This is a genomic window from Pseudomonas sp. MYb13 (assembly GCF_002980075.1).
Lineage (GTDB): Bacteria > Pseudomonadota > Gammaproteobacteria > Pseudomonadales > Pseudomonadaceae > Aquipseudomonas > Aquipseudomonas lurida.
In genome coordinates this window covers 13,536-37,834 of record NZ_PCQI01000013.1, presented here as the reverse complement: position 1 = coordinate 37,834, position 24,299 = coordinate 13,536, and the positions used below count along the sequence as shown (strand labels likewise).

Sequence of the window (24,299 nt, the reverse complement as noted above, 5' to 3'; positions counted from 1 at the left end):
TCCCCTGAACGCTTGAGCATTGACCTGTCCTCACCAAACAGGTCGGTACGCCTATCTCTCAAGCCGAACGTTTGAAACCGCGAGAAGGTTTTTTCCAACTGCTCGGCGGCGGGTCTGTTAGGGGGAATGTGTCGGTCGGCATGGGCCGGAGGCGCGTCAACGTTCTAGAGACCCATACCGACAGAGAAACACCGTCGACTGTGTGTTTGACTGGCTGAAGGAGAGCTGTCGCATCGTTACGTGCTTCGCCAAACTCGCGAAAAACTCACATGGCGATGATGTCGCTGACCAATGCCACGCGATGTGAGCACACAGCCTGACAGCCGAATTAGCCACAATCGACACCCGATGGGGCATTCAAGTGATAGAAATGTTGTTAGCGCAACGTGTCCACTAGGTCGCCGTCGGACGTTGTGATTATCATGCCATAATGCGTGAGTTTCTTATTCAAGGTTTACTTGCGTGCAATCCCGCAAGCGAACAGAGCACCTTGCTTTTCATCAGACTCTGGTTTGCCAGTTGCTTGAGCCCATTGCATAGGGGGAGAGCGCCGCTCTTGAGGCATAGCTAATCGTCTCTCATTCCCGCGGCCTGTTGTGCTTGATGACGACACATGACACAAGGTAATCGTGGGTTAAGCGATCCTATGCGCCCGAGAGAGGGGGCGAATTTACTATCGAGCTACGGTGGTCACCGCGCGTTTCAGGCGACGCTCTTGCGATACAAGATCTCAGCAGATCTTGACGGAAAGGAGAGCACGAGTGTGTTGGGACTACCGACACGTTGGTTTTTGGTATGTAGAGCCTTTCGTGGTCTAATAATAGATATTTCTATGCGGTTTGGCCTCGTGATGGCGACTTGACATGAGCCTTGATTTTGAGAGGGATCTAAATGAGTTTGGTAGATTTGGTCGACCTGCAAGTACTCGGTGACGAGCGTGGGCAGCTGGTCGTACTAGAAGCGCAAAAAAATGTCCCATTCGACATTAGGCGCGTTTATTTTCTGGTGGGGACGCGACCGGGCGTATCGCGTGGTTTCCATGCTCATCGAGAGTTGCGGCAGGCAGCTATCTGTGTCTCGGGCCAGTGTCGCATGTTGATGAATAATGGTTCAAAAATTGAAGAAGTTATTCTAGATACGTCAAGCAAAGCTATATTTATAGATAAAATGATATGGCATGAAATGCATGATTTTTCAGCCGACTGTGTTCTTTTAGTATTGGCCAGTGATTATTATGACGAGCAGGACTATATTCGGAGTTATCCAGAGTTTATAGGTCTTTTGAATCATGCCTAAAATACATGAGCTTGCAGATGTAAAAAGTCAGGATGTCGGCGAGGGAACACGTATATGGCAATTTTGTGTTGTGCTCGAGGGGGCGAAAATTGGTAAGCACTGTAATTTGTGCGCCCATACCCTAGTGGAAGGTGACGTTATTATTGGTGATAATGTCACCTTGAAGTCGGGTGTGTATTTGTGGGATGGCACTCGCATAGAAGATAACGTATTTATAGGGCCAAACGCCACATTTACTAATGATTCAATGCCTCGTTCGAAAGTATATCCAGGAAAGTTCGAAGGGATTACCGTTAAGTTTGGTGCAAGCATTGGAGCAAATGCGACTATCCTCCCAGGTGTTACCATTGGTCGCTCTGCCATGGTCGGCGCGGGGGCGGTTGTGACTAAAGATGTCCCCGATTTTTCAGTAGTAGTTGGAAATCCAGCTAAAATAATTCGGTATTTAACAGTATGATTAAGTTCTTAGACCTGAAAGCAATCAATCACGATGTTCGGGCTGAGCTACTAGAGGCGTGCGTTCGCGTTATTGACTCCGGTTGGTATATTGGTGGAGTTGAATTAGAGCGCTTTGAGTACGAGTTTGCGGAGTATTGTGGTACTAAATACTGCGTAGGAGTCGCCAACGGCCTAGATGCGTTGAGTTTGACATTGCGAGCCTGGAAAGAGCTCGGTCTTGTACACGATGGTGACGAGGTAATTGTTCCAGCGAACACTTATATTGCAAGTGTTCTGGCTATCACTGAAAACGGTCTCGTTCCAGTTTTAGTTGAGCCCAATCCTACGACCTACAATTTGAATGTTAACAGTATTGAGCAGGCAATTACCTCGAGAACGAAAGTGTTGCTGCCTGTCCATCTTTATGGGCTGTTGTCTGATATGCCCGCTTTGGTATCGTTGGCAAAAAAATACGGATTATTAGTGCTGGAAGACTCCGCGCAATCGCATGGTGCAAGTCACAATGGTAGAAAGGCTGGTGCTTGGGGAGATGCCTCAGGTTTTAGCTTCTATCCAGGAAAAAATCTAGGGGCGCTTGGTGATGCAGGAGCCATCACGACTAATGATGAGGAGCTAGCTCAAGTGCTGCGCGCTCTTCGAAATTATGGTTCGCACGAGAAGTATCAGAACTTATATCAAGGTGTAAATAGTCGTCTAGATGAGCTGCAGGCTGCAGTGCTATCTGTAAAACTGAAGTATCTGGATGAGCAGGTTATACGGCGCCGTGAGATCGTGCAAACTTATTTGAACGGTATTAAGAACTCCCATATAGTATTGCCTCTGCCTGCGGACACTGATGTAATAAAATTAGAAGAACATGTCTGGCATTTGTTTGTCATTCGAACAGCACATCGTGAGGCACTTCAAAAGCACCTCAAAGACTTAGGCGTTCAAACGCTTATTCATTACCCTATTCCTATTCATAAACAAAAAGCTTATGCCGAGATGTCAGTGTTGTCTTTGCCCATTACTGAAGCTATTCATGATGAAGTGTTAAGTCTCCCACTAGGTCCTACGTTAACTCTGGAAGAAGCGAAAAAAGTCGTTTCGGCTTGTAACAGCTTTAGTGTCGGCAGCAGCTAATGACTCTGATAAAAACAGGGCTTTTGAATAGTATTGCTGTCGCTATAAAAATGTTGACGCTCTTAGGGATCAACAAGATGCTTGCGGTCTATGTTGGGCCTAACGGCTATGCAGCACTAGGACAATTCCAGAATGCTATGCAAATGATAACGACGTTTGCAAGTGGTGCTATTAATACCGGAGTAACCAAATATACTGCCGAATACATTGATGATGAAATAACACAACGCAAGGTGTGGGGGACTGCAGGTACAGTGGCTCTGGTTGGCTCTGTGCTCGGTGCTCTTATTATCGTCGTTTGCAACGAAGCGCTGGCGAAATGGTTTTTGAACAGCAAAGAATACGGGGGGGTATTTATATGCTTCGCCGCCTCGTTGGTGTTTTTTTCATTTAATACTCTTCTGTTGGCTGTTCTGAATGGGAAAAAAGAAATAGCCCGGTATGTGCTCGCTAACATAGCGGGGAGCGTTTTTTCGTTTTTAATCACCACATTCATGGCTATAAACTTTGGATTGTATGGTGCTTTAATCGCTCTAGCGGTTTATCAGTCGTTCGCGTTTTTAGTGACGCTCATACTTTGCTATAGGGCGCCTTGGTTTAAGGTTTCATATTTTTTCTCCGGCATTGATTCATCTGTCACTGTAAATCTCAGTAAGTATGCTTTGATGGCGTTAACGTCGGCTGTGTGCGTCCCTGTAAGTCATATGATTGTACGTGAATACCTCGGTAACGTATTCGGTTTGCAGTCGGCCGGTTATTGGGAGGCGATGTGGCGTTTAAGTGCGGCTTACTTGATGCTTGTAACAACAACGCTGAGTGTGTATTACCTTCCAAGATTATCTGAGTTAAAGCGTGCTGATGAAATTAAAGCTGAGATAATTCAAGGGTATCGTATAATATTACCGATCGCTATTATTAGTGCTTTAATCATGTACTTGTTAAAAGATTTTATAATTCTTACGTTGTTCACGAAAGAGTTTTTGCCGATGCGTGAATTGTTTGCTTGGCAGATGTTTGGTGACACTTTGAAAATAGGTGGGTGGGTATTGGCTTATCTTATGCTGGGTAAAGCTATGGTGAAGCTATTTATCGTTTCTGAAGTGTTTTTTGCTATTGGCTTTGTAGCGTTTACCTGGTGCTTCACCAAAATATTTGGATTCCAGGGTGTTGCAATTGCGCATGCTGTTAATTATTTTTTGTATTGGCTGGTCATGGCTTATTTCGTTTGGCGTGAGCTGATTGGTGGCAAGTTGTCTGCAGTCAATAAGTTTGGCTATTAGTCTGATCGAGAGCTTTCAGTACAAATCGGGGTGATATTTAGTGGTGAAGAGGACAGTGTTGATTTTAACTCAAGGGCGTTTCGGAGGTACTGATTACCTTCTTGCGCGCCTTAGCGGTTGGTTGAAGCTCGGCCATTTCGATGTCGACGTTCTTACACCTACTGATACACCGAAATTTAAGGAATACGATATTGTATTTCTTCCAACCTCGGAGATGAGTCGGCTTTGGCTTTTTTCAGCAAGATTTATAAAGTTTAAACATGTCTGCGTTTGGTGCATGGGATATGCGGCATTTCGTGGTGCATATCTATCAATTGCTGATGAAGAGTACTCCCAATACATTAGTTCGAAAGGCCCTAAAGCCGCGATAATCAACGCTTTGAAAGACAGGGCTAAGCGTTCATTAGCCGTGCACCTTGCGAGCGAATCCATAGTATTTACTGATGAGGTTGGGGCATTTGCTGATATTGGTGATTTGGTAGCTTGTCAAAATATACAAGATATAATTTGCCCGATCGTCATAGACAAGAGCCCAGCTATACATTTCGAATATGAAGCTCCGAAGAACATTCTCCGATTGGGATGGGTTGGTCGCGTTGACATGGATTTCAAGTTTTATGCGTTGGAGCGAGTTATACTTGATATCCGCTCTCTACGAGAAGGACCGTTAAGACAATACAAAAAAATCGTTTTTTATATTGTCGGTGATGGTAACGCTATTGATGCACTAAAAGAAATTACCTTATCTGACTCAAGTATAGAGTACCACCTTATTCCTTCAGTTAATAAAGACGAGCTTAGCGGCTTTATCCGTGAGAATATCGATCTAATGTTTGCAATGGGCACGTCATCTCTAGAGGCAGCTAAGAATAAAATTCCCACTGTAGTAGTTCCTCCCAAGGCGCGTAGAGATGAACTTAAGGCACCTCAATACAGATGGGTTTCACAATCTAAAGGCTACTCGTTAGGTGAGTTGAGTTACGCAGGTATAAAGCCAGTACAGCAATCAAGTCCCATGGGTGTTCTAATCAACCAATTTGTCGAAGGCGCTTGTGATATTTCATCCGATGCTTATGAATACTCTAAGTTCTTTGATGCTGAGCTGGTATTTAAAAAGTTGTATAGGGCGGCCGAAAGAAGTGCGCCTTCCCGTGTTTTGTACATTAAGTCCTTCGAGCTTTTTATGGTGAAGAAGTTTAAAACGGTCGCCAAAGCTTTGCTGAGGCGGTCTTTGTGATATTAGTCAAGCGAGGTGAGTTGGCGTTCGGGTTGTTTTTACTTTTTAACTTCATTTTAACTATCTTCGTGATTCTGGCTTTAAGCCGCGAGGGTAGTTATTTAGAGGACTATTTATATAATACATTTTTAGTATCTATCACTGCGCTGTTAGGTTTTTTCTGTTTTCAAGGAAATTATAAAAGCCCATTGAGCATCGCTTCACTTGTTTCAATTTCGATATTTTTTTTCATGTGGGTTCGCCCATTTTTGACATTGTTTTTTGATAAGGACGTTGTTGAGGCGGGGATAGTTTTAAGTAGGCGCTCGATTCATGAGTCGGTGGTTGTTCTCGCGCTAGGGATTCTATTTATAGTCTCTGGATATATCTTGGGTGAGCGACTAGGTTTGAAGCTGGTCAGACGCTTGGTAACGGTAAGAACTCCGTCTTTACCCAGACTGGTAAATAGCTTTATCATAATTCTAGCGCTATGTAGCGGGCTTTTCTTTTTAGCTAAATCTTATATTCTAGCCCAGGAATATATGGTCGGTGATTATTTTGCAGCATTAGAAAATCCCGAGTTTCACGCCCATATTTTTACATTTTTTATTGCGAAGAACCTATTGTTGTTATGGGGCCTTTTTGGAAAGCACCATAATCGAATTTTGATTATTTCATTTTTGTGGATGTTTGTTGCCCTCGGGTTTTTAATGATCGGCCTTCGGGGTTACTTTTTTACATATTTGTTTTTATTCGTTTTTGTTTATGGATTGGAACGTCGAATAAATTATATGTTTCTAATTACATTGGGTTTAGGGTCTCTAGTTTTTGCTAATGTTTTGCTCGAATATAGATTAGGGTTTGAACTTGCAAGCGGTGTTATAGGTAGGATCTCGCAGACTCTGCATGGGCAGGGTGCGTCTTTTGAGGTTCTGTACGGGGCCGTAAATTTTGATAGCGCGGTGGGTGAATGTTTGAGTTCTACCAGTCAGTCGTTTGGTGTATGTGTTGATCAGGCTCGTAGTATAAATTTTGTTAGTGGCGGGTTTTCTACTAGTTTCTTCGCTGAGGCTTACTATAAAGGATGGTTGTTCTATATATTTTGGTGTCTTCTTCTTGGGTACTTGGTCCGCTCGCTGGATGGAGTCGTTGCGCTATATAAAGAGGACAAGGCTGGAATTAAAAATAGTGGAGCAATTCTGTTTTTAATTCTTTCAGTTTTGCCAAATCTTGTATATTTTTCTCGCTCAAGCATGTATGAGTTTCTTTTGAAATTTTTACAAGTTGCAATCGTACTAATGGTCGTGGCAATCGTCATGGCGCACGTTAAAAGATCTCGCGGAGTTTTTAGGTGAGCATACATATAAACGTTATGCTTCAGGGTGGCTTGGGCAATCAACTCTTTCAGTTGGCGTGGGCTAAATATGTTGAGTCTATTTCAGGTCGCACGGTTTCGTATAATAGCAAAATGTTACTCGGTAAGGGTATGCATGGTGGCATACGTTTATCAGATTTGATTGACTTTGATCATGGTCAACCCTCGCAAAGCTGTATTTTTTTTGAAACCGGTTTTTTTGCTAAGGTTGCTCGGTTGTTCGTCAGAAAATCCCATCTGCGAAAAATTGGCAGTTACCTTCTTTATGATTACGACGCGGACACAAAATTTCAAACGTCATGCAATGCGATGAATGCAGATTTTCACTTTGGCTACTTTCAATATGTTCAAAGTTCTCTGTATTTTCGAGAGGAGCTTTTGTCGCTAATACGTCAGAAACATTCTATTTTGCTAAATAAGGCAAGAAGTCTTTATTCTACCAGTGTAGGTGTTCATGTGCGCCGGGGGGACTTTTTACTCTCAACGGATCCTCGTCACAAGGTCATGGGTGAAGATTATTATTTTAAAGCAATTAAGCATTTTAAAGGGCGCCGGTTTGTAGTATTCACAGATGATAAACAGTGGTGCGAGGAAGTTTTTAAAGGTCAAGATTTTGAAATTTGTGGATTGCTCGGCACTGAAGTAAAGCCCGCAATTGCTGATTTTTTAAGTTTGATTTGTTGCAAAGATTATATAATAGGTGCGAGCACATTCGCTTGGTGGACTGCATTTTTAAGTTTAAGCGAAAATCCTGTCGTATATATGCCCCGTACGAATCACCTATTTCAATCGGAATCTAGTAATCAGCTAATTGGCTGGAACTATATTTTGAGCGAGTAATAACTTAAGAGTTAGTCGCTGAAAAGCTAAAGGAGATAGGTGGATTTGTCTGTAATGAGGGTTGAACATCCGCTTGTGCAAATGCGCCTTTCCCAGCATTTAGTGCGATGTTGCCCTATGATTATCGCGTCTCTGCCATCGTAAATTTATATGTTGACAGTCGAGTTCACGGCTGTTGCTGTGGTCTGCATTCGAGGCCAGAACTGATGATTTCGATGATTGGCGTCAAGCTCGCTGTGGTTTGGCACCGCTGCCTGATTGCCAAGACGAATTACCTAGACTCGTGCTTGAAAACTGCCACCATACTTGGATAATGAGCGGCAAGTAATGTATGTATCCAATTTTCACGCTTTCTAAAATTTTCGCAGATGATCGATATTGGGCGCGTGCCCCAAAGATTTCAAGCTCATCACGCTGTTCGACCTCGTATGCGGCGTCTTAAGCCTCTTCGACGGTAATCAGAGGACGTATCAATGTTTGTTCCAATTATCATGGCGGGTGGTTCGGGCACTCGCTTGTGGCCTTTGTCTCGTCAGCTTCACCCAAAGCAGTTTCTTCCGCTGGTAGACACACAGTTTTCCATGCTGCAAGCCACAATCAATCGGTTGGCTGGCCTGGACCACGCATCGCCGCAGTTGATTTGTAATGAGGAGCATAGGTTTTTGGCTGCGGAACAATTACGCATGCTTGGCCTTGAAAATATTAATATTTTGCTTGAGCCGTTGGGCCGAAATACGGCTCCGGCGATTGCTCTAGCGGCGCTTCAGGCCACCGCCGAAGGCGCTGATCCCCTGCTTCTGGTTTTGGCTGCTGATCACCTCATTCAAAATACTGAAGCCTTCCATGATGGGATACGGAATGCGATGGTATTGGCCGGAGCGGGTAAGCTGGTCGCTTTTGCTATCACACCTACCAGGCCTGAAACTGGCTATGGCTATCTGCGGCAGGGCTCCTCAGTAGGACACGGAGGTTATGAAGTTACTCGTTTTGTTGAGAAACCAGACGCCGAAACTGCGCAGGTTTACCTTGCTGACGGCGGTTATTACTGGAACAGCGGCATGTTCATGTTCAGAGCCAGCCGTTATTTGGAGGAGCTGGAGGCCTATGAGCCCGATATTCTATTTTGGTGTCGTGAGGCGTTGGCAAAGGGGGAACGTGATATGCATTTCACCCGGGTCGATCGAGAAGCATTCTTGCAGTGCCCTGATAACTCCATTGACTACGCGGTTATGGAGAAAACTCAGCAAGCTGTGATGGTTCCACTCGATGCAAACTGGAGCGACATTGGCTCGTGGGCGGCGTTGTGGGAGGCCGGCACTCGTTCCGAAGATGGCAATTTGCTTATGGGTGATGTGATTTCGGTAGACACGTCAAACAGTTATGTTTATTCGGAAAATCGCCTGGTGTCCACTGTTGGTATCAATGATCTTATTGTTGTAGAAACCAAAGACGCTGTACTTGTTGCTCATAAAGATCATGTTCAGGATGTAAAAAAGATAGTTGATAAACTGAAGGCCGACGGCAGGAAAGAGCACGTATCTCATCGTGAGGTATATAGACCTTGGGGAGTCTATGATGCTATTGATAGTGGTTTGCGCTACCAAGTAAAAAGAATAACGGTTAAACCAGGGCACAAACTCTCTGTGCAAATGCATCACCATCGTGCTGAGCATTGGATCGTCGTCAGTGGTACTGCAAAAGTCACAAATGGGGAACGGACCTACCTCGTGACTGAAAACCAATCCACCTACATACCAATAGGTGGCGTCCACGCACTCGAAAATCCCGGTGTCATACCGCTTGAGCTTATTGAGGTGCAATCGGGTTCTTATCTCGGGGAGGATGATATTGTCCGATTTTCGGATCACTACGGGCGGTGTTGAGATGCAAGAGTTTGACGATCAGCAGCGGCCGTTTTTCAGTGTTGTAATGTGTTGCAATCGTGATGATGGTTATATTCATCAGGCGATTGAAAGTGTTTTGGCGCAAAGTTATACCCGGTTTGAATTTGTGATCGTCTTGAATCGGTGCTCAGATGAGTTATATGAATTTGTTGCTACGTTGAAAGATTCGAGAATTTTACTATTTCGTACAGAAATAGGTCAGCTATCATTTAATTTGAATTTTGGCGTCAATAGTGCTATCGGTAAGTACATAGTCAGATTTGATAGTGATGATGTTTGTCATGTTGATCGACTTGCAGAGACGTACAAAATTATTCAACAGAATCCAGGTGCGGATATTGTCGCTGGATCTTGCCGAGTTATTGATGCAACCGGTAAGGTCGTTGGTTCTCGTGTGATGGGAGAGCAAGATTGGCGCTCAAAAATTAATTACTCAAACCCTTTTGTTCATCCGGCTATCACAATCAAGAAGGACCTTATTCTTTCTGCGAGAGGGTACTTGGGCGGTTTTCAAAGTGAAGATTATGATCTTTGGATACGGTTAGCCAAGCGTGCCGATGTGAAATGCATATTTACATCATTTCCAATGATTGACTACAGAATTTCTGATTTTCAATCGAAGGGTAGTCGTCAAGCTTACGCCGAAGTTTCTTCATATTTTTTGAGGGAGTTTCTGATTGAGCCTAGTGTTAAGAGGCTCCTAGGTGTATTTTTATCGATATTTAAAGTTTTTTTAAAATCAAAAAAATAGTTTTGGGTTTTAGGGGGGCATCTTGAAAACGGTTTTAATTACTGGAGGGGCTGGTTATATCGGTTCTCACACAATTGTTGAATGTCTTCAGGTGGGGTATCAGGTTGTGGTACTCGATGACCTTAGTAATAGTTCAAGTGAGGTGCTGGTCAGGATCAAAAATATTACTGGTATTTCCCCCGTCTTCTTTGAGGGAAGTGTCTGCGACGCTGAGTTACTTACTAAGCTATTCAACACCTATACGATTGATTTTGTGATTCATTTCGCAGGCGTCAAAGCCGTAGGGGAAAGCGTTGAAAAGCCTTTAAAATATTATAGTAATAACGTGCTTGGTTCGATAGTGCTTTGCCAAGTCATGGCTAGGATGAGTGTTTTTAATTTAGTATTTAGCTCTTCGGCTACGGTGTATGGGCAGTCTTATGAAATGCCCCTCCGGGAAGACTCGCGTGGCGCTTCACCCACTAACCCTTATGGGCGCTCCAAATTGATGGTCGAGCAGATGTTGCTTGACTTGGCTCATTCTGACCCTCGATGGGCCATTGCGGTTCTACGTTACTTCAATCCTGTCGGTGCTCACATGAGCGGATTGATAGGGGAGCATCCCAAGGGCGCGCCTAACAATTTATTCCCTTATATCAGCCAAGTAGCTGTTGGTATACGTCCTTCCGTTTCTGTTTTTGGGAATGATTACCCCACTCCGGATGGTACAGGTATTAGAGATTATATCCACGTAGTGGACCTGGCAAAGGGACATTTGGCAGCGTTAAGCTATCTTCAAAAGCATAGCGGGTGCTTCTTGTGGAATTTAGGTACCGGAAAAGGCTATTCAGTATTAGAGGTAATCAGCGCTTTCTCCACAGTCAGCCAAGTAGATATACCTTTTCAGTTTCTTGCGCGTCGGTCCGGTGATTTGGCTGAGTGCTGGTCAGATCCGTCGAAAGCAAAGAGAGACCTAGACTGGGTCGCATCGTTGGATTTGAATGCAATGGTTGTAGATTCTTGGCGTTGGCAAACTCTTAATCCTCAAGGTTATGATGGGGAGGAAGAAAAGTGAAAGTTTTATACGTTATCACCCGTTCCGATGTTATTGGTGGGGCGAGCGTTCATCTTCTTGATCTCGCCAATGGCGTTCAAGAAGCAGGGCATGAAGTAGCCATCGTTGTAGGTGGCCACGGTATTTTTATTGAAAAGGCCAGAGAGCGGGGGCTTAGATGCTTTTCCGCGGTGCATCTAGTACGCCCCTTAAGCGTTATCAGTGATTTTCGCTTTTATGTTGAATTTCGGCGCATTGTGTTGGAGTGGAAACCCGACCTTATTCATGCGCATTCTTCGAAGGCTGGAATAGTGGGGCGTTTGGTTGCAAAAACGTTGTCCATACCGTGTGTGTTTACAGCGCATGGTTGGGCATTTACCGAAGGCGTTGCCACGTCGCGGCGCATTTTGTATCGTTGTATTGAGCGTCTGGTTGCAAATTTCACAAGCAAAATTATTACTGTATCTGACTATGATCGTTCTTTGGCGCTTAGGTCAGGCGTGGGCGCGGAAGATCTAATTGTCACGATTCATAATGGAATGCCTTCGGTAACTGAAGAGGCTTCTGTTACGGGACCTTCGAAGGTAACTCGTCTCATAATGGTCGCTAGATTTGACGCCCCAAAAGATCATGTGTTTTTGGTACGTGCCTTGGCGTCATTGCCTCGCAGTGATTGGGCTATGGAGTTCGTAGGCGACGGCCCCACTATGCCAGAAGTCAAAAACCTTGTCTCCGAACTAGGTTTAGAAGATAGATTTTATTTTGCGGGGGCTTGTTCTGATGTTTCTGAGCGCTTGTCTAAATCTGACGTTTTCTGCCTCATTTCAAATTGGGAGGGGCTGCCATTGACCGTGCTGGAGGCAATGCGTACTGGCTTGCCGGTGATCGCTTCACGTGTAGGTGGCGTTCCAGAGGCAGTCGCACAGCAGGAGACAGGAATATTGGTCGATAAACATGATCATGATGGCCTGGTGTCCGCATTGAGTACTTTAATCGGCTCGCGGGATTTGCGTTCCAAGATGGGGGGCATGGGTAGGACTAGATTTCTTAGTAATTTCACCTTTGAGTTGATGCTTCAGCGAACAATAAGCGTTTATTCGGACGTGACCAAGGTGTGATATGCGTGTTCTAGTAACCGGAGCCACTGGATTTGTCGGCCGCAGTTTGATTGGCGCGTGCACAGGTCTTGAAAGTATTGATGTAGTGGCAGCGCTGCGTACCTCTCAGCTTTGCGGCGAGTTTAGTGTGGACGCTGTAGTCATTGGGGACATTAACGATGAGACTAATTGGAGACCTGCGCTTGCAGGTGTGGACGTAGTTGTCCACTTGGCCGGCCGGGCGCATGTCATGGGCGAGGCCGACTCTGACTCTCTGGCAAAGTTTAGATCTGTGAATGTTGAGGGAACCATCTCGCTTGCCCGACAAGCATGTGATGCCGGAGTGAAGCGATTCATCCTGATTAGCTCGATTGGTGTCAATGGTGCTCGAACCATCGATAAACCATTTAGCGAAGTCTCTACCCCCGCACCGCATGCAGCCTATGCCGTTTCCAAACTAGAGGCTGAGCACGCATTACGTCAGATTGCAGAGGGCTCTGCGATGGAGTGGGTGATTGTGCGGCCCCCACTCGTCTATGGACCTCAGGCTCCGGGGAACTTCGGGCGACTGCTTAAATTGGTATCATCCGGTGTGCCTTTGCCTTTTGCTTCGGTGAATAACTCAAGAAGCATGATCTCGCTAGAAAATCTGGTGCATTTTTTGCGCCAATGCATCACTCAGTCAACCGCTGCGAATCAGTTATTTTTGATTTCTGATGGCGTAGCGCTGTCTACCCCCGAGATCATTGCGCACCTGGCCGTCGGGATGGGATTGCAAACCCGTTTGCTTCCTTGTCCGCCGGTGTTGATGCGATGGGGGGCGAGTCTGATTGGCAGGCAGGGTATGTATACACAGTTATGCGAGTCTTTGACGATTGACTCAAGCAAAGCCATCTCTCTGCTTGAATGGGTTCCGCCGCTGCTTCCCGAGCTTGCACTGCAAAAATGTGGTCGCGAGTTCTTGGCGTTAAGGTCATGATGCAAGTTAACTTTCTGTAGCTCCAAGGACGTGCCTTTTTTATGAGTGTGTGGCTTTTATCTCCTCTCGTTGTCTTTTTGTCCGCATTGTTGACTGGCGGTATCCGCCGGTACGCAATTAGTCGAAGCCTCATCGATGTTCCCAATTCGCGCAGTTCGCACTCGGTTCCCACGCCCAGAGGCGGTGGAGTGGCGATAGTGCTGATTTTTTTGCTGTTCGTACCTCTCTTCGGCGTAACCGGGGGGACGGATTGGCAACTGATCTGGTCCCTGCTCGGAACTGGCATGGGTGTCGCAGCCCTAGGCTTTCTTGATGATCATGGTCATATTGCCGCTCGTTGGAGGCTACTTGGACATTTCGTATGCGCCTCGTGGGCATTGTACTGGCTGGGTGGGCTACCCCCCCTGGAGTACTGGGGAGGGGTGGTTGATCTGCAATGGTTCGGCGGGATTTTGTCTGCCTTCTACCTTGTGTGGTTGTTGAATTTATATAATTTTATGGATGGTATAGATGGACTCGCAAGCGCAGAAGCTATCTGCACTTGTGTAGGTATTTGTATTATCTACTGGTTGACTGGTTTTACAGATTTAATCGGCCCACCTTTACTCTTAGCAATGGCGGTCAGCGGGTTCCTTGTCTGGAATTTTCCACCGGCGCGTATATTTATGGGTGACGCAGGTAGCGGATTTTTGGGAGTAACGATGGGAGTTCTCTCCCTCTATGCTGCTTGGAAAAGTCCGGTCTTTTTTTGGGTTTGGTTGGTTCTGTTGGGCGTATTTGTAGTCGATGCAACGACGACTCTATTTTCTCGCATGTTGCGGGGACATCGTGTGTATGAAGCTCATCGGAGTCATGCTTATCAGCACGCTGCGCGCAATACTGGTAGTCATTTTTCGGTGACTATGGCTGTTGCCGCAATTAATCTATTTTGGCTATTGCCAATTGCTATCTGTATATCTGTTTTTGCGCTAAACGGCCTACTGGGTGTTATTATCGCTTATCTACCGTTGATGGTTTTAGCTTATAAGTATCGCGCTGGTACAGATTGTTAATGCCTTGACCGAATTTATCTTTTTTGGATGACAGTCGAGATATCGGCTCAAAGGGAATCAATTGCCTTTTATGTTAGAGGCAGGAGCTTAGTAGGGTGCTGGAGATGATGGATAAAATCAGGGCATTTTTGCTGAACCTACCGCGTAGGCAAAAGCGCGTATTGCAAGTCGCTGCTGATATTTTGCTGGTGTGGATCGCGCTATGGATGGCGTTTCTGGTGCGGTTGGGCTTGGATGAATTGATCAATCCCTTTACAACGCACTTTTGGTTGTTTTTAACCGCACCTATCGTAGCGATTCCGCTTTTTATACGCTTTGGTATGTACCGCGCCGTTATGCGCTATTTTGGTAATGACGCACTTATAGCGATTATCAAGGCTGTCAGTTTGTCGTCGTTGATTCTCGGCGTAGTTGTCTATTGGTACAGTAACCACCAGAATGTGGTTCCCCGATCAATTGTTTTTAACTACTGGTGGCTTAGCTTGATCTTAGTGGGTGGGCTACGCTTGGCAATGCGTCAGTATTTTCTTGGTGATTGGTTTGCTGCGGCCCAGCATATGCCTTTTACTAACCGCGAGGATGGTTTGCCTAGAGTTGCTATCTACGGTGCGGGCGCTGCTGGTAATCAGTTGGTTGCAGCATTGCGTATGGGGCGAGTCATGCGCCCAGTTGCTTTCATTGACGACGATGCCAGTATTTCTGATCGAGTGATTTCCGGCCTGCAGGTATATAAGCCAAAACATATTAGTCGCATGATTGATGCGACAGGTGCCCAAGAAATTTTACTTGCAATTCCCTCCTCAAATCGCGCCCGTAGACGGGAAATATTGGGCTTTCTCGAAGGTTTTCCACTACACGTTCGCAGTGTCCCTGGGTTTATGGATCTTGCCAGTGGGCGAGTGAAAGTAGATGACATTCAGGAAGTTGATATCGCGGATTTACTTGGCCGTGACGCGGTGCCGGCCCAGGGAGAGTTGTTGGAGCGTTGCATTAAGGGACAGTGTGTATTGGTAACAGGCGCAGGCGGCTCAATCGGCTCTGAACTTTGTCGACAGATACTGAATTTGCACCCCACAACATTGTTGTTGTTCGAACACAGTGAGTTTAACTTATATAGCATTTTATCCGAGCTCGAGTTACGTATTGTCCGAGAGTCTTTACCCGTTAAGCTGCTTCCAATCTTAGGCTCTGTGCGTAATGAGAAAAAATTAGTCGACGTTATGAAAAGTTGGCACGTTGACACGGTCTATCATGCTGCTGCATATAAGCATGTACCTATGGTTGAGCACAATATCGCAGAGGGTGTGCTAAATAATGTTATTGGAACACTCAATACTGCTCAAGCAGCGTTGCAGGCTGGAGTGGCGAACTTTGTACTAATCTCAACTGATAAAGCGGTTCGTCCAACTAACGTCATGGGCAGTACAAAACGCTTAGCTGAGTTGACACTGCAAGCGCTCAGCCAAGAATTGGCTCCTGTATTGTTCGGGGAGAACTCTAATATTTCGCGGGTCAATAAAACACGCTTCACAATGGTTCGTTTTGGAAATGTTCTTGGCTCTTCTGGTTCGGTTATTCCGTTGTTTTATAAGCAGATTAAGTCGGGAGGCCCCCTCACTGTCACCCATCCTAAAATCACGCGTTACTTCATGACGATCCCTGAAGCTGCTCAATTAGTGATCCAAGCAGGTTCGTTGGGGCAAGGCGGGGATGTTTTTGTTTTGGATATGGGTGAACCTGTAAAAATTATCGAACTGGCCGAAAAGATGATTCACCTTTCCGGTTTGAGCGTTCGCTCAGAGAAAAAACCTCACGGAGATATTTCAATTGAATTCTCTGGTTTGCGACCTGGCGAAAAGCTTTACGAAGAGCTGCTCATTGGTGACAACGTCGTCGCAACGCAGCACCCGATGATTATGAGGGCCAACGAAGACTACCTAAATTGGGAAGTGCTTAAGATCAAACTCGCTGAATTGCTGTTGGCGGTTGAAAAAGATGACTATTCTCGTGTTCGACAGATACTACGTGAAACAGTTAGCGGCTATGCGCCCGATGGGGAAATTGTTGATTGGATTTATCAGCAGCGTCGTTTTGAGCCGTAGGTGCTATATTGTTGATAATTAACAGGCGATACGACATTTGCTTTGAGCGAAAAGTTTCATTCTCGCTCTTAAGCGTTTGCACTGTCTATTTGCCTGTTTTGACGATTTATAATTAGGTCATGCTTGATTTTAAATCGATGGGAACGGTGGGCGGCAGAACTTGATGCCCCCTTTTCTAAAAGATAAAATCGCTCATCGTGTGCCTAAAAATTATTGAGCTTTTTAATTTCAAGCACGCGACCGCTTATTTTTTGAGAAAAGGCGATTTTCAAAAATTTTCTTTCCGACTCTACTGAATGGTAACTCAATGGTGTGGTAAGTGATTAGCGATACGAGAATTGTGGAGCAAGAGACAAGCAGGAAAAATACAAGCTTATTGTTAACAAAATAATCAGATGCAAAGCGCTCTAGAAGTATTAGCACCGGCATATGAGCCAGGTACAATCCAAAGCTAATTGCACCCAAGCCAACGGACAGTCGATTCTCGAATGTTAACGCATAAAAGGTGCTTTTTGATGTGCCGAAAACTATCACAAAAAACGTAAGAAATGACATATATATAAAATCACCCTGGGTAAAATATGTGATTAGTCCAGGACGCATAACGTAAGTTAATATGGATAGAGATGCTATAAGAAATACAATATCACCAATCAACTTGGTTTTCGGCAACTCAGGCCGTAATCTATATGCGGCGATTCCCAGGCAAAACGAAAATAGGAACGGTAGCGGGCTCCAGTAAACGGCCAGCTCTGCATCACCAGCGAGCATAGGCAGTTTATTTGAGTTTTTATCTGCGATGAGGTAGATGGCCGCGCTTAAAATGATCATTACAGCCATTGATGGCTTTGTTTTGCAAAGTACAAGTAATAGTGGCACAAATAAATACCAGAAAACCTCAATCGCTATAGACCATTCAACCCCAAGTATAGTATTTGTTATTCGATAATCAAAAACACTTAGGAAGCTCATGTGCATAATTATGTTGTAGAAATCAACGACAACATTAAATCTTTCTTGCCAATAGACGGACGTTACGGAAAGTAATATGGCTAGAAAAAGCCAAAAGTAGTATAAAGGAGCAATTCTCCATAATCTCTTATTGAGGTAATCTACGAACCCTCTAGATGCCATGAATGACTGGGCTACACTGAATCCAGATATAACGAAAAAAACATATACTCCAGAGCGACCCAGCGTGACCAGTGTATTTCCAGACTCACCGAACTCTCTTAATCCAGCCCCACCTGAATGAATTAAGATTACCGCCATGGCTGCAAATGCCCTCATGCCAGTGATGAAGTCGGTGTCACCGTAAGACTTTGAAGGCCAAATCATCCGTGCTATCCACTATTTTAGATAATGCGTATCTTATACCAAAATGGGTAAGCACGATGCTTTCAGCCATGTCTTGTTTTTTGCGCCTCAAAACGGGCAGAGTTGGCCGGTCGATCAATCTAAGAAACCTTGGCTATGTGCCTCCACGACTTAAGTTGGCTTCATCTTCAGATGCGTCACCTAGTCCACAGGACCATGCAGCGGCTTGACCGTCCCAGAACGAGTGATCCTCTCCAAATGTCACCGTATTAGGAGCACACCTGCCAGCTCGAGCAGATAACCAGCGTACGGGCAAGCGGTGCCGGATAATTTCGGTTGCAAAACACTCCTTCGATCTGATGCGTTTCTTCCAGAAGCCCGAAGAATTCATCCGGTGGAGTTTTTTCCAGTCACTTGCCATCTCGTTGGTGGTGGGTGAGCTTGCTCACATCTGGAGTGCTTCACCTCAACGATTCATCGGGTCAGTTCAATCGAAATGCCATTTGTTAGGCTTGGAAGCGAGGTCCCAAATTCCCGCAGAACTGGTTGTTCAGTACCAGAGTTCCATTTGCTCCAGATGGAAGTGTTGAATATGCTTGAGGTCAGCCTGCGCCGGAGCAGCCAATCCGCGTTCACTAGGCGGGCTTATGCGATTTTCGGCTAAATGGACGGCCAACCCGCCTCCGGAAACACCACGTACCATGTCCAACCCTTACGCGTTGGCTAAATCCTCAGCTTTCTGGCTGGTCGATCATTATCGTGAGGCTTATAATCCTTCCCCGAGTATAGGTATCCTGTTCAATCACGAATCTGAATTACGCCACCCCGGTTTGTTACGCAACGCCTCGTAACTACGGCCAACCGTATTGCAGCAGGTTTGGGGGGGAGCCATTGACGCCTGGACGCCTGGACGTCTGGATATTGCACGTGACCGAGGAGCGGCGTCAGAGCATGTCGATGCTATTTGGCGCATGTTGCAGTGCAATGAGACGAGTAATTTCAGGACAGATGCAGGCCAGGCCCACACACCGGAAGCATTCGTTGCTGCAGCATTCACACAGCTGGGCCTCGACTGGAAGGAGCATTTCTACCAATCGCAGGAATTTTTCGACCACAGATATGCTGACCAGTCGTATGGACCCGACCACGGCCTAATTGGTATTGGGACAGAAGGCTCAGTCGACCACGATCAGTGTCATTGCCAGTATGCTAAATGCAATTTAATTACACATTCAAAGAATTCTAGGACGTAGACATGACCCTGAAGAAAGCGCTTATTACCGGGATCACCGGCCAGGACGGCTCCTATCTGGCTGAGTTGTTGTTGGAAAAAGGCTATGAAGTCCATGGTATTAAACGACGCGCGTCGTCGTTCAACACCCAGCGCGTTGATCACATCTACCAGGATCCTCATGTCGATAACCAACGCTTTATCCTTCACTACGGTGACTTGTCCGACTCGTCTAACCTGACCCGAATCATTCAGGAAGTACAGCCTGATGAGGTCTACAACTTAGGCGCGCAGTCCCACGTAGCCGTAAGCTTCGAGTCGCCGGAATACACCGCCGATGTCGATGCGATGGGAACTTTACGTATCCTTGAAGCGATTCGACTGCTCGGGCTGGAAAAGAAAACCCGGTTCTACCAAGCTTCGACCTCAGAACTTTACGGACTGGTACAAGAAACCCCTCAAAAAGAAACAACACCTTTCTATCCGCGCTCGCCGTATGCGGTGGCAAAACTTTACGCTTATTGGATAGTAGTCAACTACCGTGAAGCCTATGGCATGCATGCTTGCAACGGGATTTTGTTCAACCACGAATCTCCGCGACGCGGTGAGACATTCGTGACCCGCAAAATCACTCGCGGCCTTGCAAATATTGCACAGGGTCTTGAACAGTGTTTATACATGGGTAACATGGATGCGCTGCGCGATTGGGGGCATGCCAAAGATTACGTTCGCATGCAGTGGATGATGCTGCAGCAAGATACTCCTGAAGATTTTGTGATAGCGACCGGCGTACAATATTCTGTTCGTGACTTCATTCGCTGGTCTGCCGCAGAACTCGGCATCACCCTGCGTTTTGAAGGAGCCGGCGTGGATGAGCGAGGCATTATTGAATCCATAGATGGCGACAAGGCCCCGGCACTCAAGGTGGGTGACACACTGGTTCGCGTTGACCCTCGCTACTTTCGTCCTGCAGAGGTTGAAACTCTACTTGGCGATCCGACCAAAGCGAGAACCAAGCTGGGCTGGTTCCCGGAAATTACCGCACAGGAAATGTGTGCCGAAATGGTTCGTGAAGATCTTAAAGTCGCCCAGCGTCATGCGCTGTTGAAGAATCATGGTTACGACCTGCCAGTGTCGCTGGAGAACTAGGATGTCACGCCAGTCGAGCGAGTGTGTTTTTGTCGCCGGCCATAAGGGAATGGTTGGCTCTGCCATCGTCCGACGCCTGCAGGCGTTGGGCTATACGAACATTGTGACTCGGGACAGGTCTCAATTGAATCTCCTAGACCAACACTCGGTAACGTCTTTTTTTGCGGAGAGCAAGATTGAGCAGGTCTATATGGCGGCTGCAAAGGTGGGTGGCATTCATGCCAATAACGCCTATCCAGCAGAGTTTATCTACGAAAACCTGATTATGCAGGCAAATATTGTTCACGCGGCGCATCAACATGATGTGCAGAAATTGCTGTTTTTAGGCTCTTCATGTATCTACCCAGTTAAGGTCCCGCAGCCAATGGCTGAGGAGGCTTTGTTGACCGGGGTGCTTGAGCCTACCAATGAGCCTTACGCGATTGCAAAAATCGCCGGGATCAAACTCTGTGAAAGCTACAACCGTCAATATGGCCGTGATTACCGTAGCGCCATGCCTACCAATTTGTATGGGCCGAACGACAACTTCCATCCGGAGAACTCCCACGTCATTCCCGCCCTTCTTCGTCGCTTCCACGATGCCGTTGAACAGGATGTAGAAGAAGTGGTGATCTGGGGTAGTGGATCGCCAATGCGTGAGTTTTTGCACGTCGATGATATGGCTAGTGCGTCCGTTCATATCATGGAGCTGAACCCTGAGCAGTATCAAGCCCATACTCAGCCAATGCTATCTCACATCAACGTAGGTACAGGGGAAGATTGCACTATCCGCGAACTTGCTCAAACCATTGCCAATGTCACCGGGTTCAAAGGTCGTCTGATCTTCGACGCAAGCAAGCCGGACGGCGCACCAAGGAAGTTGATGGATGTCTCCCGACTACAGCAGTTAGGTTGGCAAGCGACAATCAGCCTTGAAGACGGACTTCGGAACGCATATGCCTGGTTTTTCGAGAATGCTTTAGATGTCCGCTCGCGGTAGCGGCACATCGCATGGGTGGTTGCTTCAGCAATCATCCAGTTCGTTCCTTTCACGTCTCAACTTTTTGCCAGAGCGTTTTTTGCGCTTGCAGGGACTAATTCCGCAGGTACTGATCCGTGCTATGGCATTCGATTGCCACTCCTACCGCGACCGATTTAACACTCTGTTACTCAAGCATTTTTGACGAATCCCCACCATCGCCTAAGTTAGAAAAGCAGCTTCGGAAAAGCTGCTTTTCTCTTACGCATGTCATGGAGCGTCACAATGCAAAACACCTACCTCACCTCCTTAGTCTTCGCCTTCCTCACCACTCTCTCCGTCACCACCACCGCAGCCCCGTCCATCAAGGCCGAAGCAGCCACTCCTATCACCGCCCAGATGCCCATGGCTGAGCAGTCTGCGAAGGTCAATTTGAACGCGGCCGACGCCGAAACCCTGCGTCGCGATTTGTTCGGCATTGGTGCTGCCAAAGCCAAGGCGATCATTGCCTACCGCGAAAGCAATGGTCCGTTCACGGCGGTGGATGAGTTGTTGGAAGTGAAGGGGATTGGCAAGGCTTTGCTAGAGAAGAACCGCGGCAGGCTTGTAATCAACTAAGCCAATAAGGGGAGGCCGGTCACTGACCGGCTTTTTCAGTTTCTGAAACCTGGGTTTTCACGCTGGCCCGCACCACGTCCATGATTCGTCGCGCCAGTGCCTTGTCTTTAACACTTCGCGCCAGCACCAAAGCACCTACCAGCGTTGACATCATCACCAGGCCTTGTGCATCGGTCTTTCTATCGCCCAGGGCGGTTTCAATCTGCTGGATCCGAGCGTCGAGCACCGCATCTGTCGTCGCACTTTGCTGGCCTCTCAGCCCTAGCTCCGAAGACATGGTCGGCAATGGGCAGCCTTCAGCCGGCGAGTTCAGGTGCCACGCCGACAGGTAGCTATCAATAAACCCTTCCAGTGGCCGTTCCTGGCTGAAGAGCATTTCGCAATGAGCATCCAACTCGGCAGCTGCGGCCTGCAGCGCCTTTTCCACCAGCTCGCCCTTGGATTTGAAATGCGCGTAGAACCCGCCGTGCGTCAGGTTCAGTGCCCTCATCAGCGGCTGCAAGCCGGTGGCGCCGATTCCGTCGCGGCGAAAGCGTACGGAGGCTTCCTTGATGATGCGTTGGTGGGTCTGGGCTTTATGGTCGGATGAATAACGCATAGGGCGGCCTCGGTGACAGGCGTCAAGGTTAACCCACTCGAAGCGTTTCACACACACACGGCCTAGGCGGTGGAATTGGCATAAAAAGTGATTACCTATCCGTAGAGGATTGTTCAACAATCGTGAGGTAACCATGACGCTCAGCTTGTCTTTAGCCGACCAGATTGCGCTGGAGCTTCGTGCCGACATTATCGGCGGGCGGCTGTTGCCGGGCATGCCGTTGGTCGAAGTGGAGCTGGTAAAAGCCTACAACGCTTCGCGCAACACGATCCGCGAAGCGCTGCACCGGCTGGGCCAGGAAGGGCTGACCCGTTATGTGCGCAACAAGGGCGTCATGGTCCGTCGGCTGGCACGAGAGGAAGTGCGTGATTTGTTTGTGGTCCGTCGCACCCTGGAGTTGCAGGCCATCGCCCAAAGCGGTCCTCTGGCTGAGGATCAATCCGCGCGTATGCAAAACGCCATTGACGCCACCACCCTGGCCCGTGAGCGCGAAGACTGGCGTGCGGTCGCGACTCACAGCCTGGTGTTTCACCAACAAATCGTCAGCTTGATGCGCAGTCCCTTGTTCGATGAGTTTTTTGCCCAGGTGATCGCCCAGCTACGCCTGGTGTTTTGCGCTGCGCCCGACGAGCAACGCTTCCAGTCGCCCTGGTTGGAGCGTGATCGCGAGATTTACACGTTATTGGTCCAGCAGGATAAACCGGCTGCAGGGGAGGCGATGAGCCTGTACCTGGATGATTCGGAACGCCTGTCGTTAGCCTTGTTCAACCACCCCTGATTGAGGATCTGCACCATGTACAAAGACTATCCGGCCGCTTACCAGGTCAGCAAAGGTTCGGCGTTGCAGGTGGATACGGCGTTCTACGAGCGTATCCGTGATCGGGCTGACCAGCGCACGCTCGTTGAAAGCTTCGAGGTACCGATTCGCACGGGCAGGGCGTGGAAGGTGCCGGCCGGTCATGTGTTCCGGGTCACCACGCCGGTGGGGCCACAGGTGGGTGACTTCAATGTGTGGAACGCCAACGACCCACGCGAGCGTTTGTGGGCGGCGCGTACGCGTCAGTTGCAAGGCGCGCATGTCAGCACCCATGACCGCTTGTGGTCGAACCTGCCCTTTCTGCGGCCGTTGGTGACGATCACCGACGACAGCCTGGCCGGTTACGGTATCGATGAGCACGGCGGTCGCCTGCACGATTTACTCGGTACCCGTTGCGATCCCTATGTGAACCGCATGCTCACCGGTGAAGACTTCCATCACCATTGCCACTCGAACCTGACGCGCGCGGTGTTACCCCACGGCCTGACGGAATTCGACGTGCATGACGTGCTGAATATTTTCCAGTGCACGGGCCTCAATCACGACGATATGTACTTCATGAAAGCCTGCCCGGCACAAAAGGGCGACTACTTGGAGTTTTTTGCCGAAATTGATGTGTTGTGCGCGCTGTCGACGTGCCCGGGCGGGGATCTGTCGTTGCCGATGTGGGGGCCGGATGCACAGGATCCGCTGACGGTGTGCCGCCCGCTGGGGGTTGAGATCTATAAGCTGGAGGATGAGCTGCTGAAGGGCTGGAGCCAGCCTGAGCGTGCTGCCTACAAGGGGCAGCACGGTTTGCATATTGCCAAGGCGGCTTGGGAGTAACCCCAAGGTTCAGCGATCCTGCGCGTCCTTGGCATCCGCCTGGGCGTTGCGCTCGGCCACGCGCTTGCGTTGTTCGTCGGTGAGTTCCACTTTGTTGGCGCTGTCACGCAGCATCATCAGTCCACCGACGATCGACCCGATGGCGACTACTAATATCAACCATGCATACCACGGCATAAGGCTCTCCTTGAGGCAGATTGCCGTGGGAGAGTTTTCCCACGGTAATAACTGCTTTGAGTAACGGGCTTTCTTACTAGTTCAGTGTAGGCCCGTTCTGCCT

Annotated in this window: 22 protein-coding genes and 1 pseudogene; 20 read left to right on the top strand and 3 right to left on the bottom strand. The window is 47.6% G+C overall.

The features are described from left to right. Nucleotides 1-891 precede the first annotated feature (891 nt). The 14 genes from CQ002_RS21010 (at nucleotide 892) to CQ002_RS20945 (ending at nucleotide 16,506) form a co-directional block, all read left to right on the top strand. Nucleotides 892-1,296, top strand: a complete 405-nt coding sequence (locus CQ002_RS21010; protein WP_105161846.1) for an FdtA/QdtA family cupin domain-containing protein — start codon at nucleotides 892-894, stop codon at nucleotides 1,294-1,296. Beyond that, nucleotides 1,289-1,753, top strand: a complete 465-nt coding sequence (locus CQ002_RS21005) for an acyltransferase (protein ID WP_105161847.1) — start codon at nucleotides 1,289-1,291, stop codon at nucleotides 1,751-1,753. The genes CQ002_RS21010 and CQ002_RS21005 overlap by 8 nt, the downstream gene beginning before the upstream one ends. Beyond that, complete coding sequence (locus tag CQ002_RS21000; RefSeq protein WP_105161848.1) at nucleotides 1,750-2,877, top strand: DegT/DnrJ/EryC1/StrS aminotransferase family protein; 1,128 nt, start codon at nucleotides 1,750-1,752, stop codon at nucleotides 2,875-2,877. Before CQ002_RS21005 ends, CQ002_RS21000 begins: the two co-directional genes overlap by 4 nt. Next, complete coding sequence (locus tag CQ002_RS20995) at nucleotides 2,877-4,157, top strand: O-antigen translocase (protein ID WP_105161849.1); 1,281 nt, start codon at nucleotides 2,877-2,879, stop codon at nucleotides 4,155-4,157. The genes CQ002_RS21000 and CQ002_RS20995 overlap by 1 nt, the downstream gene beginning before the upstream one ends. Before the next feature lie 58 nt (nucleotides 4,158-4,215). Then, nucleotides 4,216-5,394 carry a hypothetical protein gene (locus CQ002_RS20990; RefSeq protein ID WP_146117968.1) on the top strand — a complete coding sequence of 393 codons (1,179 nt, stop codon included), beginning with the start codon at nucleotides 4,216-4,218 and terminating at the stop codon, nucleotides 5,392-5,394. Next, nucleotides 5,391-6,728, top strand: coding sequence for an O-antigen polysaccharide polymerase Wzy (locus CQ002_RS20985; protein ID WP_105161851.1), 1,338 nt, complete (start codon nucleotides 5,391-5,393; stop codon nucleotides 6,726-6,728). The genes CQ002_RS20990 and CQ002_RS20985 overlap by 4 nt, the downstream gene beginning before the upstream one ends. Beyond that, nucleotides 6,725-7,588 (top strand): alpha-1,2-fucosyltransferase, encoded by an 864-nt coding sequence (locus tag CQ002_RS20980; RefSeq protein WP_105161852.1) that lies wholly within the window; start codon nucleotides 6,725-6,727, stop codon nucleotides 7,586-7,588. Before CQ002_RS20985 ends, CQ002_RS20980 begins: the two co-directional genes overlap by 4 nt. A 473-nt stretch (nucleotides 7,589-8,061) precedes the next feature. Further along, nucleotides 8,062-9,471 carry a mannose-1-phosphate guanylyltransferase/mannose-6-phosphate isomerase gene (locus tag CQ002_RS20975; protein ID WP_105161853.1) on the top strand — a complete coding sequence of 470 codons (1,410 nt, stop codon included), beginning with the start codon at nucleotides 8,062-8,064 and terminating at the stop codon, nucleotides 9,469-9,471. 1 nt (nucleotide 9,472) lies between these two features. Further along, complete coding sequence (locus tag CQ002_RS20970; protein ID WP_158260144.1) at nucleotides 9,473-10,243, top strand: glycosyltransferase; 771 nt, start codon at nucleotides 9,473-9,475, stop codon at nucleotides 10,241-10,243. 19 nt (nucleotides 10,244-10,262) lie between these two features. Continuing rightward, nucleotides 10,263-11,297: a UDP-glucose 4-epimerase GalE gene (gene galE, locus CQ002_RS20965; protein WP_105161855.1), complete on the top strand. Its 1,035-nt coding sequence runs from the start codon at nucleotides 10,263-10,265 to the stop codon at nucleotides 11,295-11,297. Beyond that, nucleotides 11,294-12,394 carry a glycosyltransferase family 4 protein gene (locus CQ002_RS20960; protein ID WP_105161856.1) on the top strand — a complete coding sequence of 367 codons (1,101 nt, stop codon included), beginning with the start codon at nucleotides 11,294-11,296 and terminating at the stop codon, nucleotides 12,392-12,394. Before galE ends, CQ002_RS20960 begins: the two co-directional genes overlap by 4 nt. A gap of 1 nt (nucleotide 12,395) precedes the next feature. Continuing rightward, a complete protein-coding gene (locus CQ002_RS20955; RefSeq protein WP_105161857.1) occupies nucleotides 12,396-13,352 on the top strand; it encodes an NAD-dependent epimerase/dehydratase family protein in 957 nt (318 codons plus the stop codon). 41 nt (nucleotides 13,353-13,393) lie between these two features. Further along, a complete protein-coding gene (locus tag CQ002_RS20950; RefSeq protein WP_105161858.1) occupies nucleotides 13,394-14,404 on the top strand; it encodes a glycosyltransferase family 4 protein in 1,011 nt (336 codons plus the stop codon). A 107-nt stretch (nucleotides 14,405-14,511) separates the two neighbouring features. Beyond that, a complete protein-coding gene (locus CQ002_RS20945; protein ID WP_105163108.1) occupies nucleotides 14,512-16,506 on the top strand; it encodes a nucleoside-diphosphate sugar epimerase/dehydratase in 1,995 nt (664 codons plus the stop codon). A 228-nt stretch (nucleotides 16,507-16,734) separates the two neighbouring features. Here the strand turns inward: CQ002_RS20945 and CQ002_RS20940 are convergent, their stop codons facing one another. Continuing rightward, nucleotides 16,735-17,844 (bottom strand): acyltransferase, encoded by a 1,110-nt coding sequence (locus CQ002_RS20940; protein WP_105161859.1) that lies wholly within the window; start codon nucleotides 17,842-17,844, stop codon nucleotides 16,735-16,737. A 626-nt stretch (nucleotides 17,845-18,470) separates the two neighbouring features. On the opposite strand from CQ002_RS20940, the pseudogene CQ002_RS28960 reads away from it, so the two are divergent. From CQ002_RS28960 to CQ002_RS20915, 4 genes and pseudogenes are all read left to right on the top strand, one after another. Next, nucleotides 18,471-19,076 (top strand): annotated as a pseudogene (locus CQ002_RS28960) (GDP-mannose 4,6-dehydratase). A gap of 2 nt (nucleotides 19,077-19,078) precedes the next feature. Beyond that, entirely contained in the window at nucleotides 19,079-20,203 is a 1,125-nt protein-coding gene (gene gmd / locus CQ002_RS20925) for a GDP-mannose 4,6-dehydratase (RefSeq protein WP_105161861.1), read from the top strand. A gap of 1 nt (nucleotide 20,204) precedes the next feature. Further along, nucleotides 20,205-21,182, top strand: coding sequence for a GDP-L-fucose synthase (locus CQ002_RS20920; RefSeq protein ID WP_105161862.1), 978 nt, complete (start codon nucleotides 20,205-20,207; stop codon nucleotides 21,180-21,182). 264 nt (nucleotides 21,183-21,446) lie between these two features. Next, nucleotides 21,447-21,779, top strand: coding sequence for a helix-hairpin-helix domain-containing protein (locus tag CQ002_RS20915; protein ID WP_105161863.1), 333 nt, complete (start codon nucleotides 21,447-21,449; stop codon nucleotides 21,777-21,779). A gap of 19 nt (nucleotides 21,780-21,798) precedes the next feature. Here the strand turns inward: CQ002_RS20915 and CQ002_RS20910 are convergent, their stop codons facing one another. Continuing rightward, the gene (locus tag CQ002_RS20910; RefSeq protein ID WP_105161864.1) at nucleotides 21,799-22,377 is read right to left on the bottom strand and encodes a TetR/AcrR family transcriptional regulator; all 579 of its coding nucleotides are present in this window, start codon (nucleotides 22,375-22,377) and stop codon (nucleotides 21,799-21,801) included. Nucleotides 22,378-22,510: 133 nt separating this feature from the next. Here CQ002_RS20910 and CQ002_RS20905 point away from each other — a divergent pair, with 133 nt between their 5' ends. Continuing rightward, on the top strand, nucleotides 22,511-23,155 hold the full coding sequence (locus tag CQ002_RS20905; protein ID WP_098467658.1) for a GntR family transcriptional regulator: 645 nt from the start codon (nucleotides 22,511-22,513) through the stop codon (nucleotides 23,153-23,155). Nucleotides 23,156-23,170: 15 nt separating this feature from the next. Then, on the top strand, nucleotides 23,171-24,019 hold the full coding sequence (locus tag CQ002_RS20900; protein WP_069022469.1) for a DUF1989 domain-containing protein: 849 nt from the start codon (nucleotides 23,171-23,173) through the stop codon (nucleotides 24,017-24,019). Nucleotides 24,020-24,028: 9 nt separating this feature from the next. Here CQ002_RS20900 and CQ002_RS20895 read toward each other — a convergent pair whose 3' ends face one another. Beyond that, nucleotides 24,029-24,196: a DUF2897 family protein gene (locus CQ002_RS20895; protein WP_012722955.1), complete on the bottom strand. Its 168-nt coding sequence runs from the start codon at nucleotides 24,194-24,196 to the stop codon at nucleotides 24,029-24,031. Between the last annotated feature and the right edge of the window lie 103 nt (nucleotides 24,197-24,299).

Bases quoted from the DNA above. Each gene is read 5' to 3' on its own strand.
- CQ002_RS21010 (WP_105161846.1), top strand. From the start codon at position 892: ATGAGTTTGGTAGATTTGGTCGACCTGCAAGTACTCGGTGACGAGCGT.
- CQ002_RS21005 (WP_105161847.1), top strand. From the start codon at position 1,289: ATGCCTAAAATACATGAGCTTGCAGATGTAAAAAGTCAGGATGTCGGC.
- CQ002_RS21000 (WP_105161848.1), top strand. From the start codon at position 1,750: ATGATTAAGTTCTTAGACCTGAAAGCAATCAATCACGATGTTCGGGCT.
- CQ002_RS20995 (WP_105161849.1), top strand. From the start codon at position 2,877: ATGACTCTGATAAAAACAGGGCTTTTGAATAGTATTGCTGTCGCTATA.
- CQ002_RS20975 (WP_105161853.1), top strand. From the start codon at position 8,062: ATGTTTGTTCCAATTATCATGGCGGGTGGTTCGGGCACTCGCTTGTGG.
- CQ002_RS20970 (WP_158260144.1), top strand. From the start codon at position 9,473: ATGCAAGAGTTTGACGATCAGCAGCGGCCGTTTTTCAGTGTTGTAATG.
- CQ002_RS20955 (WP_105161857.1), top strand. From the start codon at position 12,396: ATGCGTGTTCTAGTAACCGGAGCCACTGGATTTGTCGGCCGCAGTTTG.
- CQ002_RS20950 (WP_105161858.1), top strand. From the start codon at position 13,394: ATGAGTGTGTGGCTTTTATCTCCTCTCGTTGTCTTTTTGTCCGCATTG.
- CQ002_RS20945 (WP_105163108.1), top strand. From the start codon at position 14,512: ATGGATAAAATCAGGGCATTTTTGCTGAACCTACCGCGTAGGCAAAAG.
- CQ002_RS20940 (WP_105161859.1), bottom strand. From the start codon at position 17,844: ATGATTTGGCCTTCAAAGTCTTACGGTGACACCGACTTCATCACTGGC.
- gmd (WP_105161861.1), top strand. From the start codon at position 19,079: ATGACCCTGAAGAAAGCGCTTATTACCGGGATCACCGGCCAGGACGGC.
- CQ002_RS20920 (WP_105161862.1), top strand. From the start codon at position 20,205: ATGTCACGCCAGTCGAGCGAGTGTGTTTTTGTCGCCGGCCATAAGGGA.
- CQ002_RS20915 (WP_105161863.1), top strand. From the start codon at position 21,447: ATGCAAAACACCTACCTCACCTCCTTAGTCTTCGCCTTCCTCACCACT.
- CQ002_RS20910 (WP_105161864.1), bottom strand. From the start codon at position 22,377: ATGCGTTATTCATCCGACCATAAAGCCCAGACCCACCAACGCATCATC.
- CQ002_RS20905 (WP_098467658.1), top strand. From the start codon at position 22,511: ATGACGCTCAGCTTGTCTTTAGCCGACCAGATTGCGCTGGAGCTTCGT.
- CQ002_RS20900 (WP_069022469.1), top strand. From the start codon at position 23,171: ATGTACAAAGACTATCCGGCCGCTTACCAGGTCAGCAAAGGTTCGGCG.
- CQ002_RS20895 (WP_012722955.1), bottom strand. From the start codon at position 24,196: ATGCCGTGGTATGCATGGTTGATATTAGTAGTCGCCATCGGGTCGATC.